The 19,117-nt window shown below is 68.2% G+C and carries 15 protein-coding genes; 7 read left to right on the forward strand and 8 right to left on the reverse strand.

Annotated elements, in window-relative coordinates; translation table 11 throughout:
* The first annotated feature begins 88 nt into the window (after positions 1-88).
* Genes H1226_RS15825 through H1226_RS15840 form a run of 4 tightly spaced genes read left to right on the forward strand, consistent with a single transcriptional unit; the run spans position 89 to position 6,920 of the window.
* Entirely contained in the window at positions 89-1,414 is a 1,326-nt protein-coding gene (locus tag H1226_RS15825; protein ID WP_258341404.1) for an MFS transporter, read from the forward strand.
* Positions 1,415-1,428: 14 nt separating this feature from the next.
* Complete coding sequence (locus H1226_RS15830) at positions 1,429-3,906, forward strand: glycoside hydrolase family 78 protein (RefSeq protein ID WP_258341405.1); 2,478 nt, start codon at positions 1,429-1,431, stop codon at positions 3,904-3,906.
* Positions 3,903-6,134, forward strand: a complete 2,232-nt coding sequence (locus tag H1226_RS15835) for a glycoside hydrolase family 3 C-terminal domain-containing protein (protein ID WP_258341406.1) — start codon at positions 3,903-3,905, stop codon at positions 6,132-6,134. Before H1226_RS15830 ends, H1226_RS15835 begins: the two co-directional genes overlap by 4 nt.
* A gap of 15 nt (positions 6,135-6,149) precedes the next feature.
* A complete protein-coding gene (locus tag H1226_RS15840; protein ID WP_258341407.1) occupies positions 6,150-6,920 on the forward strand; it encodes an SDR family NAD(P)-dependent oxidoreductase in 771 nt (256 codons plus the stop codon).
* Between the two features lie 206 nt (positions 6,921-7,126).
* On the opposite strand, the gene H1226_RS15845 is transcribed toward H1226_RS15840, so the two are convergent.
* On the reverse strand, positions 7,127-8,809 hold the full coding sequence (locus H1226_RS15845) for a recombinase family protein (RefSeq protein WP_258341408.1): 1,683 nt from the start codon (positions 8,807-8,809) through the stop codon (positions 7,127-7,129).
* Positions 8,810-9,650: 841 nt separating this feature from the next.
* On the opposite strand from H1226_RS15845, the gene H1226_RS15850 reads away from it, so the two are divergent.
* Positions 9,651-10,709, forward strand: coding sequence for a glycoside hydrolase family 18 protein (locus H1226_RS15850; RefSeq protein ID WP_258341409.1), 1,059 nt, complete (start codon positions 9,651-9,653; stop codon positions 10,707-10,709).
* Between the two features lie 235 nt (positions 10,710-10,944).
* Here H1226_RS15850 and H1226_RS15855 read toward each other — a convergent pair whose 3' ends face one another.
* Together H1226_RS15855 and H1226_RS15860 are read right to left on the reverse strand one after the other, a co-directional pair.
* The gene (locus H1226_RS15855) at positions 10,945-11,229 is read right to left on the reverse strand and encodes a 2-dehydropantoate 2-reductase N-terminal domain-containing protein (RefSeq protein ID WP_258341410.1); all 285 of its coding nucleotides are present in this window, start codon (positions 11,227-11,229) and stop codon (positions 10,945-10,947) included.
* Between the two features lie 247 nt (positions 11,230-11,476).
* The gene (locus H1226_RS15860; RefSeq protein WP_258341411.1) at positions 11,477-11,725 is read right to left on the reverse strand and encodes an NUDIX domain-containing protein; all 249 of its coding nucleotides are present in this window, start codon (positions 11,723-11,725) and stop codon (positions 11,477-11,479) included.
* Positions 11,726-12,172: 447 nt separating this feature from the next.
* On the opposite strand from H1226_RS15860, the gene H1226_RS15865 reads away from it, so the two are divergent.
* Positions 12,173-12,943 (forward strand): beta/alpha barrel domain-containing protein, encoded by a 771-nt coding sequence (locus tag H1226_RS15865; protein ID WP_258341412.1) that lies wholly within the window; start codon positions 12,173-12,175, stop codon positions 12,941-12,943.
* 436 nt (positions 12,944-13,379) lie between these two features.
* Here the strand turns inward: H1226_RS15865 and H1226_RS15870 are convergent, their stop codons facing one another.
* From H1226_RS15870 to H1226_RS15890, 5 genes are all read right to left on the reverse strand, one after another.
* The gene (locus H1226_RS15870; RefSeq protein WP_258341413.1) at positions 13,380-14,129 is read right to left on the reverse strand and encodes an SDR family NAD(P)-dependent oxidoreductase; all 750 of its coding nucleotides are present in this window, start codon (positions 14,127-14,129) and stop codon (positions 13,380-13,382) included.
* Complete coding sequence (locus H1226_RS15875; protein ID WP_258341414.1) at positions 14,126-14,911, reverse strand: SDR family NAD(P)-dependent oxidoreductase; 786 nt, start codon at positions 14,909-14,911, stop codon at positions 14,126-14,128. The genes H1226_RS15870 and H1226_RS15875 overlap by 4 nt, the downstream gene beginning before the upstream one ends.
* Positions 14,912-14,966: 55 nt before the next feature.
* Positions 14,967-16,019: an MBL fold metallo-hydrolase gene (locus H1226_RS15880; RefSeq protein ID WP_258341415.1), complete on the reverse strand. Its 1,053-nt coding sequence runs from the start codon at positions 16,017-16,019 to the stop codon at positions 14,967-14,969.
* A gap of 110 nt (positions 16,020-16,129) precedes the next feature.
* Positions 16,130-16,990, reverse strand: a complete 861-nt coding sequence (locus H1226_RS15885) for an enoyl-CoA hydratase/isomerase family protein (RefSeq protein WP_258341416.1) — start codon at positions 16,988-16,990, stop codon at positions 16,130-16,132.
* Positions 16,991-17,012: 22 nt separating this feature from the next.
* Positions 17,013-18,161: an acetyl-CoA C-acetyltransferase gene (locus H1226_RS15890; RefSeq protein ID WP_258341417.1), complete on the reverse strand. Its 1,149-nt coding sequence runs from the start codon at positions 18,159-18,161 to the stop codon at positions 17,013-17,015.
* Positions 18,162-18,365: 204 nt separating this feature from the next.
* Here H1226_RS15890 and H1226_RS15895 point away from each other — a divergent pair, with 204 nt between their 5' ends.
* A complete protein-coding gene (locus H1226_RS15895; protein WP_258341418.1) occupies positions 18,366-19,115 on the forward strand; it encodes an SDR family NAD(P)-dependent oxidoreductase in 750 nt (249 codons plus the stop codon).
* The last annotated feature ends 2 nt before the right edge of the window (positions 19,116-19,117 follow it).

Consider the following 19,117-nt stretch of genomic DNA (forward strand, 5'->3'; position numbering starts at 1 on the left):
GATCGCGTACTTGCACGTGCTAGTAATCACGCACTAGCCTCCCCGGAACTATCACGTGCTAGCTCATGCACCTCAACACGGAGTCGCCATGAAGGCAGAAAACGGCCCCGAAGTCTCCGCTCCGTCCCCCATCCCCACCAAGGTGACGCCCTCACCTGATGCACCGACCAGCGGCGGAGAGCAGCCTCCCGTCTCCTCCCGCTACATCTGGCTCATGGTCGTCGCGCAGTTCGGCGTGTTCCTCGCGCTCATCACACCGATCGCCGTCTCCCTCTCCATCCGCGTCAACCAGCTCGCCCCCGGACACGAGGAATACCTGGGCTACGTCACCGGAGTGGGAGCCGCGGTCTCGGTTATGGTCGGACCGCTGCTCGGGGTCCTCTCGGACCGCACCCGCAGTCGGCTCGGCCGGCGCAAGCCCTTCCTCATCGCCGGCCTGGTGCTCGGACCGATCTCACTGGTCGTGATCGCACTGGCGCCCTCCATGATCGTGCTGGCGGTCGGCTGGATCATGAGCCAGGTGACGTGGGGACTCGCTCTCGGCGGCCTCACCAATTCGATGGCCGACCGCGTCCCGGAACAGCAGCGCGGACGCCTCGCGGGGTTCGTCGGTTTCGTCAACCTGGTCGCCCCCGTGGCCGGCGTCGGCATCAGCAGCGGATTGGCCGGCAACAACCTCCTGTTGTTCGGCGTCCCCGGCCTGCTCGGAGCCCTCCTGCTGGCCCCGTTCATCCTCCTCGTCCCCGAGTCCGACAGCCGGAACATGCCCGACATGGGTCGGCTCTCCCCGGGCACCGTGCTCGGCAAGTACGTGTTCAACCCGGCGCGCTACCCGGACTACTCGTTGAACCTCCTGGGGCGCGCGCTGTTCTACTTCGGACTCACCTTGTGCACCACGTTCACGGCCTTCTTCCTCGCTTCTCGGATGGGCGTGGGGGTGCAAAACGTGGCCGGCACGATGGCCGTGCTCTCCGCGCTCGGCGTGGTGGCCACCGCGATCGGTGCGCTGGGGAGCGGATTCCTGTCCGACCGCTTGCGGCGTCGCCGCGCCTTCGTCCTGGCGTCGGGGATCCTGTTCGGGCTCGGCTCGGTCGGGATGGCGCTGTCGCCGACCGTGCCGCTACTGTTCGCCTCCCAGCTCACCACGTCCCTGGCTCTCGGCATGTTCTCGTCGGTGGACCAGGCGCTGGCACTGGACGTGCTGCCGGAGCGCGCCACCAACGCGGGTCGGTTCATGGCCATCTTCGGCCTCACCGCCAGCATCCCGCAGTCCGTCGCGCCGCTGGTGGCCCCGGTCTTCCTGACGATCGGCGTCGCCGCGGGCCAGAAGAACTACCCCCTGCTGTTCGCGATCGCCGGCGCGTTCACCGTGCTCGGCGGCATCGTGATCACCCGAATCAGGTCAGTGCGTTGAGAAGTGGAGCGGTCTTGCCCATCGATCAGCAGGCGGGATTCATCACCGCCCCGTTCGGCGACTGGACCCGGCCCGGCGCCGCGGCGCCGTACTTCCGCCGCGAGTTCCAGGCGCCGAGCGCCCCCGTCAGAGCCGTGCTGCAGGTCAGCGCGATCGGGCTCGTCGAACCGCACCTCAACGGGTCCCCGGTCGGCGACGAGGTCCTCGCGCCCGGTTGGACGTCGTACCGTCACCGGCTGGCCGTCTCGCACTACGACGTCACCGGGAGAATCGCCACGGGTCCCAACGTCATCGGCGCGATCCTCGGCGAGGGATGGGCCGTCGGGCGCCTGGGTTTCGAAGGACGGCGCAACCACTACAGCGACCGGCCCGCCTTGTTCCTCCGCCTCGAGCTCGACTACGGCGACCACACCGAGATCATTGGCAGCGACCAGGAGTTCCAAGTCTCCACCGGTGCCGTGCTGAGCAACGACCTCTACGACGGCGAAAGCCACGACGCCAGGCTGGAACCCCGCGGATGGGACCAACCCGGTTTCGACGCCGCCAAGTGGAGCCCAGCCGAGCCCTTCGAGTGGAACCTCGACGCTCTCATCGACACGGGCGCACCGCCGATCCGCCGGATCGAGGAGATCGATCCGGTCGACGTGGCGACGAGCCCGAGTGGCAAGACGATCCTCGACTTCGGACAGAACATCTCGGGCCGCGTGCGCTTCACCGTCACCGGCAAGGCCGGCCAAACGGTTCAGCTGCGGCATGCCGAGGTCTGCACCGGCGGCGAGATCGACACCGAAACCCTGCGCACGGCCGTCGCCACCGACCGCTACGTGCTGCGCGGCGGAGGGACCGAGACGTGGGAGCCGAGGTTCACCTTCCACGGGTTCCGCTACGTCGAGCTCGGCGGCGATGTCGAGCCCGACAAACTGCGCGCCGTCGTGCTCCACAGCGACATGCCCCGCACCGGGTGGTTGGAGACCTCCGACGACCGGTTGAACCGGTTGCACGCCAACGCCGTCTGGTCCATGCGGGACAACTTCGTCGGGGTCCCGACCGACTGCCCGCAGCGCGACGAGCGGCTGGGATGGACCGGTGATCTCAACGCCTTCGCACCCGCGGCGAGCTTCCTGCACGACGTGCGCGGCGTCCTCGACTCCTGGCTGGCCGACCTGGCCGCCGAGCAGCGGGAGAAGGGGTACGTGCCGTGGGTCGTGCCCGACGTGCTCTCGACTCCGTCACCTCCGACCGCGTTGTGGAGCGACGTCGCCGTCAGCCTCCCCTGGGCCCTCTACCGCGAGTACGGCGACGCGGAGATCCTCCGCCGGAGCTACCCGTCGATGACGACGTTCATCCGGGACGTGGCCGACCGGCTCGACGACAACGACTTGTGGAGCACCGGTTTCCAGTTCGGTGACTGGCTCGACCCCGATGCCCCGATGGACAACCCCGCCGGCGGCAAGACCGACCGGCACCTGGTGGCGCAGGCGTTCCTGTGCAAGACCACGCGCGAGATGGCGCTGGCCGCCGAAGTCCTGGGCGAGGACACGACCGAGTTCGCGCAGCTCGCCGACCGGGTGCGCACCGCGTTCCGCCGCGAGTACGTCACCCCGTCAGGACGGATCTCCGGGGAGACCGCGACCGCCTACGCACTGGCGATCCGCTTCGGCATCCTCGATGACGACCAGCGGACCACGGCGGGCGACCGACTCGCCGAGCTGGTCGCCAAGGACGGCTACCGGATCGCCACCGGCTTCGCCGGGACGCCGCACGTCACCGCAGCCCTGTCGGAGACCGGGCACCTGGAAGAGGCCTACCTGCTGCTCACCGAGACCGGCTGTCCCTCGTTCCTCTACCCCGTGACCATGGGTGCGACGACGATCTGGGAACGATGGGACTCCATCCGCCCGGACGGAACCATCAACCCCTCCGGCATGACCTCGCTCAACCACTACGCGCTCGGCGCCGTGGTGGACTGGATGCACCGGGTCATCGGCGGCCTGGAAGCGGATGAACCGGGCTACCGCAGCATGATCATCGCGCCGCAGCCCGGCGGTGGTCTCACCCGCGCGAAGGTCGATCACGACACCCCGCACGGCCGTGCGTCCGTGGCCTGGCGCATCACTGACCAGCGGATGCGCGTGGAGGTGAGCATCCCCGCGGGCACCACGGCCACCGTGGTGCTTCCCCTCGACCCGGAGGCGCGCGTCGAGCGCGTGGCCGGAGGTGAGCACCTCTGGGAGTACGCCCTTCCCGAGGACGTCTCGGCCGAGCGACACACGATGGACACCCCGTTGCAGACGCTCGCGAAAGACCCCGCCGTCTGGCGAGACCTCACGGCCGTGTTCGCCGAGCACCTGCCGGGCATCCCCATCGACGGCACCGCACCCGAAGCCGCGGGCATCTCGCTGAACGGCCTCCTGCAGCACATCCCGGGCGCCTCCCCCGACTTCGAGTCGGACCTCCGCGACGCACTCGGCCACCAGAAAGGACGATCATGACCGACTCGACGCGTCTCTCCCTCGACCAGAAGGCCGCCCTGCTGTCAGGGCAGGACTTCGCACACACCAAGCCCGTCGACGAGGCAGGCGTTCCCGCCCTCACGCTCGTCGACGGTCCGCACGGGCTCCGCGTCCAAGACGCCGACCAGGACCACCTCGGGGTGCACGAAAGCCGACCTGCCACCTGCTTCCCACCGGCGGTCGCCGTCGGATCCAGCTGGGACCCCGACGTCGCCGGCAGCGTGGGCGAGGCCGTGGGCCGCGAAGCCCGGGCCGCCGGGGTGGCGGTCAACCTCGGACCAGGCGTCAACATCAAGCGCTCCCCGCTGTGCGGCCGCAACTTCGAGTACTACTCAGAGGATCCGCTGCTGTCCGGTGTGCTCGGTACGGCTCATGTCCGCGCGCTTCAGAGCCAGGGCGTCGGGGCCTCCGTCAAGCACTTCGCGGCCAACAACCAGGAGACCGAGCGCATGCACGTCAGCGCCGAGGTCGACGAACGCACCCTGCGCGAGATCTACCTCCCGGCCTTCGAACGCGTCGTCACCCAGGCCGACCCCGCGACGGTGATGTGCTCCTACAACCGCATCAACGGCGTCGCCGCGTCCCAGAACCGGTGGCTCCTGACGGAGGTCCTGCGCGACGAGTGGGGGTTCGAGGGCGTCGTGATCTCCGACTGGGGCGCCGTCTACGACAAGCTCGCCTCGCTCCTGGCCGGGCTCGACCTGGAGATGCCGGGATCCGGCGGTAAGAACGACGTCCGGCTCGTCGAGGCCGTCTGCAGCGGAGAGGTCCCCGAATCCCGCGTCGACGAGGCCGTCCAGCGCGTCCTCACCCTCACGCGGCACCACACCGAGCCCACCGGTCGATTCGACGCGGACGAACACCACGCTCTAGCGCGCCGCCTGGCCGCGGAATGCGCCGTGCTGCTCAAGAACGACCGGCAGAGCCTTCCGCTCGCCCATGACGCCGAGGTGGCGGTGATCGGCGAGTTCGCCCGTGCTCCGCGATTCCAGGGAGGCGGCAGCTCGCACATCAACCCCACGCGCGTGCAGAGCGCTCTGGACTCCCTGCGCGAGCTCGGCACGAACGTCACCTACGCACCCGGGTTCCACCTCGACGGCTCGCCGGACGAGTCGCTCAGGTCGGAAGCCGTCAGCGCGGCCAGGGCCGCCGATGTCGCGGTCGTCTTCGCCGGACTCCCCGATGCTCACGAGTCCGAGGGCTACGATCGGGACACCCTCGATCTGCCCGCGGATCAGATCGCCACGATCCGGGCAGTGGCGGACGCCGCCGCCCGCACGGTCGTGGTCCTCTCGCACGGCGGAGTCGTCTCCCTGGAGGGGTGGCACGACGACGTCGACGCCATCCTCGACGGGTTCCTGCTGGGCCAGGCCGGCGGTGGTGCACTCGCGGACCTGCTGCGCGGCGAGGTGAACCCGTCCGGCCACCTGGCGGAGAGCATCCCCCTACGCCTCCAGGACAACCCGACATACCTCAACTTCCCCGGGGAGCAGGGCCACGTCCGGTACGGCGAAGGTGTCATGGTTGGCTACCGCTACTACGAGACCGCGCAGGTCCCGGTCCGGTACCCGTTCGGCCACGGGCTGTCCTACACGACCTTCGAGACCGTCGATCTGACGGTGACCACGACCGGGCCGGACACCGCAACGGCTTCGGTCACCGTCACCAACACCGGCAGCCGTTCCGGCAAGCACGTCGTCCAGCTCTACGTCGCCACCGACGCAGGCCCCGTGCGCCGCCCGGTCCGCGAGCTGCGCGCCTTCACCAAGGTCGCGCTCGAACCGGGCCAGACCCGCACCGTTGAGCTGGAACTGGACTCCCGCGCCTTCGCCTACTACGACATCGAAGCCGGCCGCTGGGTGACCACCCCGGGTGACTACACGGTTCAGGTCGGCCTCAGCGCGGGTGACGTGGTCGCGGAGCAGCGCATCTCGCTCGACGGCGAGGTGATCCGCAAGGAGCTCACCCTCGACTCGACGGTCCAGGAGTGGTTCGGGCATCCCGAAGTCGGTCCGCGATTCCTCGACTGGATCACCGCAGGAATGGGCGAGCAGCAGGTTCACGACCCCGACCGGAGCACCGGCGAGCTGCGCATGATCGATTCCCTTCCGCTGCACCAGTTCCTGAACTTCCTCGAAGGCTTCGGTGGCGGTGTTCCCGCCGAGGAGATCGAGGAGCTCATCCAGCTCAGCAAGACCACCGACTGACGATCAGGAGTCCACATGCAACGCTTCACCGACCGCAAGGTGCTTCTCACCGGGGGCGCGTCAGGGATCGGCCGCGCCACGGTCCTGCGACTGCTCGCCGAAGGCGCCGACGTCGTCGCGGCCGATCTCTCCGAGGAGGGCCTGGCAGGCACCACCGAGCACGCCGTGCAGGCCGGTACCGATTCCCGCCTTTCCACGGTGGTCCTCGACATCGCCGACGAAGCCGCCGTGGATCAGGCGGTGCTCAACGCCGTCGAGCGCTTAGGCGGCCTCGACGTGCTGGTCAACGCCGCGGGGATGCTGCGCGGCGGCCACACCCACGAGTTCTCCCTGGACTTGTGGAACCACATCCTCGCCGTCAACGCGACCGGCACGTTCCTGCTGACCAGGGCCGCGCTGCCCGCGCTGCTCGACAGCGGACGCGGAGTGATCGTCAACTTCAGCTCCACCTCGGCGAGCTTCGCGCACCCGTTCATGGCCGCCTACTCGGCCAGCAAGGGCGCGGTGGAGTCCTTCACCCACGCCATCGCCCTCGAATACGCCAAGCGAGGCCTGCGCGCGGTCTCGATCAAGCCGGGCAGCATCTCGAGCGGTATCACCAACAACATCTACGAGTACATGCCCGTCGACACCGATTGGTCGCTGATGAGCAAGCTCAGCCCGGCCCTCGGTGACGGCTTCGCAGACCCGGAATCCGTAGCAGGCGTGGTCGCCATGCTCGCCTCCGACGACGGCAGCTTCATCACGGGCACCGAGATCAGAATCGACGGCGGAACTCACGCCTGAACCCGGGTGGGGCATCACGCCCGCTCGCGATGCCCCACCCGAAAGCACGGCAACTCGACCGACGGGACCAGCAGCCAACACGCCGACCAATCCCATGCGTCGACGACCCGCACACTGTCCCGCAGACTCACACGAGAAACACTGTGTTAGCTTCAAACCCATGGAGATGAATCCCACGAACGGGGATTCCTCCCACTGGCAGGGGTTCAAGTCCCCCCTCGGACACGCACACTATTCACCCGGCTTCGTGCCGGGTGAATTTTTATGTCCGCTGCGCGGTCTTCGTGCTGGTAGCGGACCGGGAGGTCCACGGCGGTGTACAGACCCGCCAGGTGATCCGGTTTCCCCTGGTCGAGGGCGGCCCCGACGTCGCCGAGCGAGTCGATCATGGCGTGGATCTCGGCGTCAGTCAGCGTGCTGGGAGTGGGCGCGTGTTCGAGTTCAGCTCTGAGCGCTGCTCGTTCGTTCTGAGCGGCGTTGATCGCTTCCACCATTGCAGCCGGATCGACGCCCGCTCCGATGGCGGCATGGAACTTGCTCAGCCTCGCTTCCGCGTCGGCGAGCTTCTGCTTCAACCGCACCTGCTCGCTCGGGACACCGCTGGAGCCGCCCTGTGAAGCGACCAAAGCCGCCACGGTCCCATCGATGTTCTTGCGGTCGAACAGTCGTCCGAGCCATCCGTTGACCGCTTCGCGGATGACGTCTTCTCGGAGGTAGACCGAAGGCGGGTGGGATTCCAGCGCCGGTGAGCCGGGCGCGAGCGTGCGAGCTGGGCACCGGTAGTACATGCCGTGCGCGCGGGGACTGCCTTCCATCTTGCGTCCGCAGAGAGCGCAGCGGATTCGTCCCCGGAACAGGTAGACGTGTTTGGTTGCTCGGCCGCTGCGTTCGGCCTTGCGCGCGGTCTTGAGTCCTCCTGAGGCTTTCGAGCGGCGCAGCAGTTGGGCTTGGGTGAAGTCTTCGATCGAGACGATTTCCGGGTGGGCCGGTTCTCTCGATCTCACGACGCGGTCCGGGCTCGATCGACGGAAGCGGACCGCGCTTCCGGCGGCGACGTCGTCCGGGTCGATCAACGTCTCCTGTCGAGTCCATCGGCCGAAGAACGCGTAACCGGTGTAGCGCGGGTTCTCCAAGATCGCGCGCACGGTGCTGCCCTGCCATCCGTCGGCGAGCCGGTGTCGGTTCTGCTCCGGTCGCCGCGCTGACGGGCACGGAACGGCATCGCGATTGAGACCGTTCGCAATCGCCCGATCACCCTTACCGCTGATGTACTCCGCGAAGATCCGCCGCACCACCTCGGCCGACGCCTCCTCGACCACGAGCACACGCAGCCGATAGCCCTCAGCAGCCTTGCGCGGGTTCGGGTGCGGACCACCGTCCGTGGTGCAATACCCGAACGGTGCCCGGCCGCCCTGGTGACGTCCCTCGTTGACGACCTGCGCATCCATCGCCGCCCGGACACGCGCCTGCACGTGCTGCCGCTCCGATTCGCTCATGCCGCCGAGCACGCTCATCAACATCTTGTGCGACGGGTTGCGCGCGTCGAACTTGCCACCCAACTCCGGCACCCACAGTTCGACTCCCTGCACGGCGAACTTCGGGGCGACCAACGAGAACTGGTTGCCGAACCAGCACCGCGTTCCTTCGCCGACCACAACGGCGTTCCACCCGCGGTCCGGGTTCTTCAACGCCGCGAGCAGCCGCCCGGCTTCATCCCGACGCTCCCACGGCACCGAACGGGACTGCCCGATGTCGAAGTACTCAGCGGCCACGGTCGCACCCAGGGGTTCGACGAACTTCCGCGCAGTGTCGAGCTGCCAGCCGTGCGAGGTTTCCGGGTCCTGGTTGTCCTCCGTCGAGCACCGTCCGTAGAAGGCGATCGGACCCAACGGGTTCGACAACTTCCAGCCGAAGCCCGCAGCACGGGCGCCAGCAATGCCTCCACCCGGGCACGGATCACCTCGTCGCGCGACGTTGTGCCTCCGATCACGATCTCGACGCGGACGAGCGCCGTCACCCGCTCCTGACTGCACTGGGCCGCGCTTGCAGCAGGGTTGCCCCTCGCTGTGGAATGGTCATCGTGGCGGCTGCCCCTGATCGAGGTCATGGGCGCGTTACCGCTGAATCCAGCGGCTCCGTGAGTGGAATCCCGACAATGCGGCCCCCGTACCGCTGTCGCGATCTGTCGGGCGGGCCCGCGTGATGAACTGTTGCCCGACCGGTTCCTCTCACCGATTCCTCTCTCCAGGTGTCTTCATGCCAGCCGACGCTCGGTTCGCCGTGCCTGCCGAAACCCGCATTTCCCGATACGTCCGCCGTGGGTGCGCCAGAGCGAGCAGGCTCCGCTGGACGACGGCGCTCCGCGGGCGAGGGCCGACCCATCTGCTGGCCCGGGTCAGGTCCCTCGACCCGGCTGTGCTGGCGCGGCGGGGTGTTCGATGCGGACGGCCAGTACGTGGAGTCGCTAAGACATCCAGTCCCGGTGGCCGGTCCCCGCGCTCGACGTCGAGCCGGCGATGGCGCTGTCCATGCCCGACTTGGAAGCGGTGCACCGGAAAGAGCCGGTGAGCTGGCTGGCGATCTGGACCACCCTGTCCGAGGTGTTGGGCGACCTCGCAGACCTGGTGAGCACCTGAACCGCGGGCAGCAGTCCCGCGACAGCGATGGCAGCGGACGGTTCGGCCGCGCTCCGAATAGAACTAGCGAGGAGAATAGATGCGTTCGGTCTTGATGCTCAGCACCGCGGTGGCCGTGCTGGGCACTGCGGGGTTTGTGGGCCTGCTGTCGATGGCCCCATCCGATCCGCAGACGGCGTCGGTGGCGGCAGCGTCCCAGGCCGTGGAAGCACCGCAGCTGGACCCCCGGTGGTACGGGGCGGCACCGTACGTGACACCGATGTACGGCAACCCGCCGGACCTGCCCCGCGTAATGCGCGAAACCGGGCAGAAGACCTTCCAACTGGCGTTCGTACTCGCTCCGAAGAGCGGGGGCTGCCAGCCCACTTGGGACGGCACGACCCCGGTCTCCGCGGACGACGGAACGGCGGCCATCGTCGACGGCGTTCGCGCGGCGGGTGGTGACGTCTCAGTGTCCGTTGGCGGCTACGGCGGGACGAACCTCGGCCAGACCTGCGGCACGCCGGAGGCCACGGCCGCGGCCTACCAGCAGGTCATCGACGCGCACCAACTCCGCGCGATCGACTTCAACCTGGAAGAGCCGGAGATCCAGCAGCCCGACGCGATCAGGAACGAGCTCGCCGCGGCACAGATCCTGCAGCGGAACAATCCCGGCTTGTACGTCTCGGTGACCACCGTCGCGTCCACGACCGGCACGACACCCGCCGGGCAGAACCTGCTGGACACCGCCAAGGCGCTGAACTTCGTCCCGAACAACTACGCGACCATGCCGTTCAACGGGTTCCCGGACGTCGACAGCCAGATTGCCTCGCTCGAAGCGTTCCACGGCACCTTGATGAGCACGTTCGGCTGGGACAGCGCCACCGCGTACGCCCACGAAGGCGTCTCGTTGATGAACGGGCGCTCGGACGCGGGCGAGTACTACCGGCAGGAGGACATGCGGGCGGTGCTGGACTACGGGATCAGCCGCGGGTTCTCCCGGTACACGTTCTGGTCGCTCAACCGAGACCGCCAATGCGACCAGCCCGACAACGGCCAGACGTCGGGGACGTGCAGCAGCGTGCCGCAGCAGCCCTGGGACTTCACCAAGCTGACCGCGCAGTTCGCCACCGCTGCACCGCCAGCACCGGCGCCACCGGTCGCCGGCGGCTGACGCGAGAGCAGGCGTGGTCGCGGGAACTCACCCGCGACCACGCGCTTTCGGAGTCCGCGTGCTCCGCTCTGCCGACGCGGCGCTCGCCGAGCGGCCCGATACGGCATGGCCGCCACGTAGATCGCTTCACCCGACGACATCAACCACGCACTCCTCCCGCCCGAGCGGACGATCCCTTGAGCGATGTGGTGCTCGACGTCGTGCCGCGCGAGCTTCCGTGCCCAGAGAAGAACATTCATTGCCAAACCACGTTCCGGCAAAGGATTGCCCCTACGACGCCGGTGTAGTCCGGCCGCACCGAAAGCCGGCCGGCGGCGGTGTTCCGGAAGAACATCTCGGCCAGGCCGGTTTCGTGGAAGCGGCAGTGGCCGTTGTTCAGCTCTTCGACCAGCTGGGGATCGGTGCCCACGCCGACGACGTCCACGCCTCGGTCGGCCAGCATCGCCGCGATGCACGACCCCAGGTATCCGAGCCCGATGACCGACGCCTTGAGCGAACGGCGTTCTGCCAGGAAACACATGTGCCCTCCACGATCAAAGGAAGGCCCTGTTCAGTCCCTTTTGGATAGATGGTGGGCACGAACTCCGATCGTCCACTGTGCCACGCCGACTTCCATCGCCCCTGGATCACTCCGGTCAGATCCGCCCGGCATCTCCCTGCGTGCTTCGCGCGAGCAGCGCGTGCAGCAGGCCGATCAGGTCGCGCCCCGGCGATGCCGGATCAGGTCGACGACCTCGTCGAGCGGGATCCACTCGATCCGCTCCGATTCATGCGAATCCGAGGGGGCCGACGTAATTCGCTCCCTCGGCCACGAAGACGTACTGCTCGGCGTTGGTGATTCCGGCGATCGGCTGGACGTAGGCCGTCTCCCGCAACGCACGCGGCCGCCAGCCGGTCTCCTCCTCCGCCTCGCGGGCAGCGGCTTGCAACGGACTCTCACCGGGTTCCACGGTGCCGCTGGGAATCTCCCAGTTCCAGGTGTCCGTCGTGAACTGGTGCCGATGCAACAGCAGCACCTGTCCCGCTCATCGCACACCACGACACCGGCCGACGGGTCCACCCGGACGAGGTGGAGCTCGAAGCGCGCTCCCCCGGGGAACCTCCACGTCGGCGAGGACGAGTTCGACCCACGAACTCGCGTACACCTGGCGTTCCCCGTGCACAGTCCACTGCGTTCCGCCACGCTCCTCGGGCCGTCCTCCGGTCCGAGGAGCGTGCAGTCGGACGGCCGGGCACACATCTTCGTACGTGCTGAACCGTTGCCTTCGGACACATCGATCCGCCGATCGAACAATCCCTTGCACGGAGGTATTTCCGCCGAAGTTACTCCATACTGCGGTTTCGGAGAATCCCGGTTGGCAACAGTTGACACCGCATGCACCCCTGGACACGATTGTCTCGCTCCGCCCAAACTCCGATTCGGATGCGGCTGCCCGCCGCCCTCACCGACAGGGTTGATCCACTTGACGACGACGTACGACCCGAATCCCGTCCTCGATGAGCCGTGGCTCGAGATCGGAAAACACCAGTTCAGATCCCGGCTCATCGTCGGCATCGAGCAGTACGACTCCGTTCCCGTCGTCAGGGACGTGCTGACCGCGACCGGAGCCGATGTCTTCATCACCACCGTGGACCCGGAGAATCGCCGTTCCAGCCTGCTCCTGTCAGATCTCGACGACGCGCTCGCCCTGGAGAACTTCAGCTGGATCGGCACCACCTCGTTCTCCCGCTCGAAGGACAGCGCGGTCAAGACCGCGGGAATTCTGCGGGATTCGCTGGGAATCGACGTCCTGAAGCTGGACGTCCGGGGCGAGGACAACATGCCTGACAACCGGATGACGATCGAAGCAGCTCAAGAACTCCGTGCCCAGGGAATGGAACTCATGCCGTTCATCCTGCCGGATCTCGAAGCGGCGCGGGAACTACAGGACCTCGGTTGTGCCGCGCTGCGCGTGATGGCGTCGCCGGTTGCTTCCGGCCGAGGCATCGTCGACCCGACGCGAATCCGGGAGGTCATCGAGCACTCGGACGTCCCGGTGATCGTCGAAGGCGGGCTGGGGAGCGCGAAGCACGTCGCATTCGCGATGGAACTCGGAGCCGCGGCGACGCTGATCAACACCGCGTTGGTGCGAGCAGGTGAGCCGCTCAAGATGGCCAGAGCCATGCGGTACGCGGCGACCGCTGGACGCCTGGCGTTCGAATCCAGCCCGATGCCGGAGGACCTGGCCGCCTGATCGTCGAACCCGTTTCGCGCTCGGCGTGTTCGACGGGCCCGGGATCCAGCTGATTGGACGAACTCGACAGACATTTCCACCGTGATCGCCCTTCCGCGCGAAGCGGACGCTCGTGTCGAGTGAGGCACGCGTCGGCGCACGAACCGCACAGGTCACCGGGCACAGCAGCGTGCTGGTCCTGCTCGCCGTTGCCACCACCATCGCCAGCACCGGCTTGGCGGCAGGCGGGACGGCCGGAGCCCTTCTCGCCGTGGACGGAGTGAACAGCGTCCATGTGCTCAGCTCGGCTGGTCGGCAACTCGGTTCGCTTCGTGCCGAGGGTGCTACGACCCCCGTCCGCATCGAGAGAAGTTCTTGTTCCAGGCACCGCTGGAAGTCTGGCCCGGGAAGACTTCCGATGAGGCGGGGTCCTCGGTCGTGCAGTGGTGTTTCCCGATCAGACCGCCGTGTAGCCTCCGTCGACGGTCACGGCGGTGCCGGTCATGAACGATGCACCTGGGGAGCACAGGAACGCGATGACGTTCGCGATCTCCTCCGGCGAACCGGCGCGGTCCATCGGCGGAGTCGTCCACCGCTGTGGGCCCGCTGACACCACGGAAGCACCGTAGACGCCCTCGCTGTTGGTGGCCAGGTTCGTCGAGACATGGCCGGGGCACACGCAGTTGGCCCGGATTCCGCGGTCGGCGTACTCCGCTGCGATCCCGCGCGTCAGCTGCACGACGCCGCCTTTCGTCGCGTCGTAGGCGGCGCTGCGCCCCGCAGCGACGAGCGATCCGACCGAGCCGACGGTGACGAGGGAACCGCCACCGGCCGCGAGCAGTTGCCGCAAACCGTGCTTGGCGGTGAAGAACATTCCGGTGAGGTTGACGCTGACGAGGTCGTGCCAAGACTCGGACGACATCTCGTGAGCGGGACCGCCGATCACGATGCCGGCCGCGGCGACAACCGAATCAAGCCCGCCGAACCGCTCTCCGGCCACCGTCATCGCGTGGGCGACGCTGTCCTCGTCGCCCACGTCGCACTCCACACCGACGCACGCCTCGCCGAGCGACTCGGCGACCTCCGCTGCGGCATCGCCCCGCACGTCGCAGACCACGACGGACGCGCCGTCCCGGGCGAAGCACTCCGCCGTTGCGCGTCCGATACCGCTTCCCGCACCGGTGACCAGAATCCGCTGTGGAGTCATGCGCCGCTCCCCTTCATTTCGATGCCGTACGACGTCGCCGTCAGGCCTCCGTCGACCGGGAGGTCAATGCCGGTGACGAACGCGCTCAGGTCCGAACCCAGCCACGCCGCCGCTTCACCGATGTCGGTCGGACGACCGAGGCGCCCCAACGGCAGCTTCGCCGCGTACGCGCCCCAATCCGCCTGCGCGAACTGCGGGTCACCGACGCTCATGCCGCCTTCGATCGGTCCCGGGCAGAGCGCGTTGACCCGGATTCCCAGCGGTCCGAGCTCCACCGCGGCCGACTTGGTGAGCCCGCGCACGCCGAACTTCGTCGCGGAGTACGTCGTGGCACCCGCGCCGCCGATCAAGCCACGCGCGGAAGCGACGTTGACCACCGAACCGCTTCGGGCCCCGCTCTCCCGGTGGAGCTCAGCGAACGTCTGCAAGCCGAGGAACGTGCCCATGACGTTGACCCGGAAACTGCGTTCGAGATCAGCACGGCTGGACTGGGCAAGCGTCTTCCCGACGATGAGGCCGGCGTTGTTGACGAGGACGTCGAGGTGCCCGAGATCGCGGCGCACCACATCGGCCGCTTCCGCCCACGCAGCGGGATCAGCCACGTCGAGCGGTCGACAAGCCGCGGACCTCCCCAACGCGGCAGTGGTCCGCTCCAGTTCCTCGGTCAGCACGTCGGTGAGCAGAACCCGCGCGCCATGCCGCACGCACGCGTCGGCGATGGCGGCACCGAGGCCACCGGCCGCACCGGTCACCAGCACGGATTTCCCCGCGAGCAGCTGCATCCCCACCTCGTCGATTGTTGAGGCACTCCGAGAACGGTTCGATTCCTGGGCTCGTTCAGCGCGGGTCACGGGTGCCGTCGTCACCTGTCCGCACGTACCGCGCCACTCCCTCCACGAGCTCGACCGCGAGTCGTCCGCGTTCGACGAGCACGTCGAGGTGTGCGGCCGTCTCGTTCACCGCGAGCATCTGGTTGAAGGCGTTGAGCTCTGCGAACGGGACCTCGTGCCTGGTCCACATCAGATCCCGTGCCACCGCCGAAGCGTCGCTCGTGCGGCGGCCGAGCGCGTCGATGGTGGCGTCGAGCCGTGCGTCGTGATGTTCGAGGAGTTCGGCGACTCTCGCGTGCGCACTGCCTCCGGCGGGCCCGTGCGCCGGCAGCAGCTCCGCGTCCGCGAACGCGGTGACGAGGTGCAGCGAGTCCAGGTAGTCCGCGAGCGGCCGACCGGACGTGGTCAGTTCGAAGCCGATCGACGGAGTGATGTGCGGAAGCACGTGATCGCCGGAGAACAGCAGGCCGCGGCTCTCATCGAGGTACACGACATGTCCTCTGGTATGGCCGGGCGTCGGGACGACGCGCAGCGCGTGCCGCTCGAATCGGACCACGCCGGGACCCAGCCATCGATCCGGCTTCTCCCAGACGCTCGCATCGAATTCGCTACGGTCCATGTCCCGCAGAACGCGTTCGGCGAGTTCGCCGGCGCCTGCCCGGCGCAGGGTGTCCAGGGAGGTGACCGGAACGTCCGTGCGGACCTCGTCCAGCATTTCCAGTCCTGGACGTTCGCCGGCTCCCAAGTACACCCGCGAGCCGACCAGCCTGCGCAGCTCGACGGCCTGGGTGTAGTGGTCTCGGTGCACGTGCGTGACCAAGATGTGGCTGACGTCGCCGAGGTCGTGGCCGAGCGCGGCCAACCCGGCTTCGAGCTCCTTGCGCGACTCCGAAACCGCCCAGCCGCCGTCGATCAGGATGACGTCGTCGCCGTCTTCGAGGACGTAGACGTTGACGGCCCGGAGACCGTCGTTGGGCAGCGGCAGCGGTATCCGATGCACGTCCGGCCGGATCGTCTCCACCCCGCTGCAGGCCCACGGCCCCCTGTCCAGTTTCGTCACGTGCTTCCCTTCGCCGCGTTGGAGCTCGGTTCAGTTCTGCTGCGAGCCGGCTGTTCCCCTTCCGCGTCAGAGCCGTGAACGATCGGGTCGAAGGGGTCCCCGGTCGCGGCTCAGTCCGCGTGCGGTGGGAGGAAGCGCGGTGGGCGTTTGGCCCGGAATGCCGCCAAACCCTCGACGCCCTCGGGTGACACCGCCGCTGCGGCCAGGGACCGGGATTCGCGATCCAGTTGGGTGTCAAGTCCGCTGGAGAGCCCTTGGGCGACGAGGTGCTTCGTGGCACCGAACGCCCCCGTCGCGCCGCGCGCCAATTGACCGGCGAGCCGCTGCGCCTCGTCGACCAGCGTCTCGCCATCGGTGACGCGGGTGATCAGCCCCATGGCCGCCGCCTCGTCCGCGGGGATTCGGGGGTTGGTCAGCAGTAGTTCCATGGCGCGCTTCGGACCGACCAGGCGCGGCAGCGACCAGGTCACCCCGGCATCCGGCGAATAGCCGATCCCGGTGTAGGCGAGCAGGAACACCGCGTCCGCGGAGGCGATCGTCAAGTCCGCGGCTGCCGCTAGGCCGACTCCGGCACCGGCCACCGAGCCGTGCACAGCGGCGATGAGCGGTGCCTCCATCGACGCGAAGATTCGCAGCGCGTCGTGCAGGGCGTCGGTGACGGAAATCAGGTGATCCCGTCGATCCTCGACGTCCACCGCCTCGAAGTCGCGAAGGTCCCCTCCGACGCAGAACGAATGTCCTTCGCCGCGCAGCAGTACGACCCGGGCGTTCGCACGGCGGCAGGTCCGTGCAGCGTCCAGAAGTGCGCACGCCATTACGAGATCGATGGGGTTGCCTCGGTCTCCGCGTCGCATGACCACATGGGCGATCGAATCGCGCACCTCGACGGTGACGGGTGATCTTTCCACGCTGTTCCCGCTCACGGGTCCGTTCGGCTCCCGTCGACGATCGCCGCGCAGTTCCTCGGTCATCTCGGACCTCACTCTCGTGTCGTCAGATGCGTTCGACGACTGTCGCGTTCGCCATGCCGCCGCCCTCGCACATGGTCTGGAGGCCGTACCGCCCGCCGGTCCGGCGGAGGTGGTGGATCAGGGTGGTCATGAGCCGTCCCCCGGTCGCGCCGAGCGGATGGCCCAGCGCGATGGCCCCGCCGAGCACGTTCGTCTTCGCCCAAGGAGCCCCGGATTCCTTCAGCCAGGCCAGGACCACCGAAGCGAACGCCTCGTTCACCTCGAACAGGTCGATCTCGTCGATCGTGAGGCCGGCCTTGGCCAGGACCGCCTCCGTCGCGGGGATCGGGCCCGTGAGCATGAACACCGGGTCGGACCCCACGACCGCCATGGTGTGAATCCTCGCCAGCGGTGTGAGTCCGTGAACCTCGACCGCCTTCTCGGACGCGATCAGCATCGCGGACGCGCCATCGGAGATCTGGCTCGACACGGCAGGTGTGAGCCGGCCGCCCTCGCGGAGGGGCTTCAGGCCGGCCATCTTCTCCAGCGAACCGTCCGGACGCGGCCCTTCGTCAGCGACGACATCACCGACCTGCACGATTTCTTCGGCGAAAAGACCGTCAGCGGTGGCCGCGATGGCGCGCTGGTGGCTGTCGAAGGCCAGCCGCTCCATGTCCTCGCGGGAGATGCTCCACTCCTGCGCGATGAGCTCCGCGCCGCGGAACTGGGAGATTTCCTGATCTCCGTATCGATGCGTCCAACCCTCACCGCCGTAGGGGAACCCCATTCCCTCTCGTTGGCCGACGACGGCCGGACCGGCGAGCGGCACCAGCGACATCACCTCGACACCACCGGCGACGACGAGGTCCTGGGTCCCGGACATCACGGCCTGCGCCGCGAAGTGGATCGTCTGCTGGGACGACCCGCACTGACGGTCGATCGTGGTCGCGGGGACCGTCTCCGGCAGCCCGGCGCTCAGCCACGCGTTGCGGGCGACGTTCCCGGCCTGCGCACCCATCTGGTCGACGCACCCCAAGATCACGTCATCGACCGCCGCCGGATCGACGCCGGTCCTCTCCAGCAACGCGGCGAGGACGCGTGCGCCGAGATCGTTCGGGTGGACGGCGCTGAGCCCGCCGCCACGACGTCCGACCGGCGTTCGAAGAGCTTCGACGACGTAGGCCTCGGGCATGGTTTCTCCAGGTGCGACGAAGTTGCGAGACGGCCGAACCGGGTGAGTTCCGTCGGCGCACTTCCGGCGTGCGCTCCGCACTTGCCGGCCGCTCGAGCAAGCCTCAAGTTAACAGAACTGAATTCAGTTGCATAGGTTCGAACAGCTGGGAACCGGGTGACCTACGAGCTAAACTGACTCCAGTTCAGTTCCACGGGAGGGCATGTGACCAGGCGACTCGACGGCAGCACAGCACTCGTCACCGGCGCCACCGGTGGACTCGGCGTACCCATCGTCCGCCGACTCGTAGCAGAAGGAGCGCGGGTGGTCATCACGGATGTCGACGCCTGCGCGTGCGAACGGCTGGCCGCCGAGCTCGGCACCGGCGCGGCGGCCCACGCGCTCGACGTCACCGAACAACAGCGTTGGCACGAGGTGACGGCGGCGGTGGAAGCCGAGCACGGGGGCCTGGACGTGCTGGTCAACAACGCCGGCATCGGCAGCCTGGCCACCGTCGAGGACGAGACGGTCGAGCGCTGGGAGCAGGTGATCGACATCGACCAGCGGGGCACCTGGCTCGGCATGAAGCATTGCGGGCCGCTGATCGAGCGCAGTGGCGGAGGGTCGATCGTCAACATCGCGTCGATCCTCGGTGCGGGTGGCGGCTTGGCCAACAGCTTCGGCTACGCCGCCGCGAAGGGCGCCGTGCGCTCGATGACCGCGAACGCCGCTCTGCACTGGGCCGAGCGCGGCGTCCGCGTCAACGCGGTGGTGCCCGGGTTCATCGGCACCGCCCAGCTGCACGAGCGTTTCGACGGCAGCGAACGGCACCGCGCCATGCTCGCCAACACCCCGATGGGCAGGTTGGGACGACCGGAGGAGGTCGCCGCCGCAGTCGCCCACCTGGCCAGCGACGACGCCGGCTACACGACCGGTTCGGAGCTGTACGTCGACGGCGGCTGGACCGCCAGGTAGCT

The sequence above is a fragment of the Saccharopolyspora gregorii genome, assembly GCF_024734405.1.
Taxonomy (GTDB): Bacteria; Actinomycetota; Actinomycetes; order Mycobacteriales; family Pseudonocardiaceae; genus Saccharopolyspora_C; species Saccharopolyspora_C gregorii.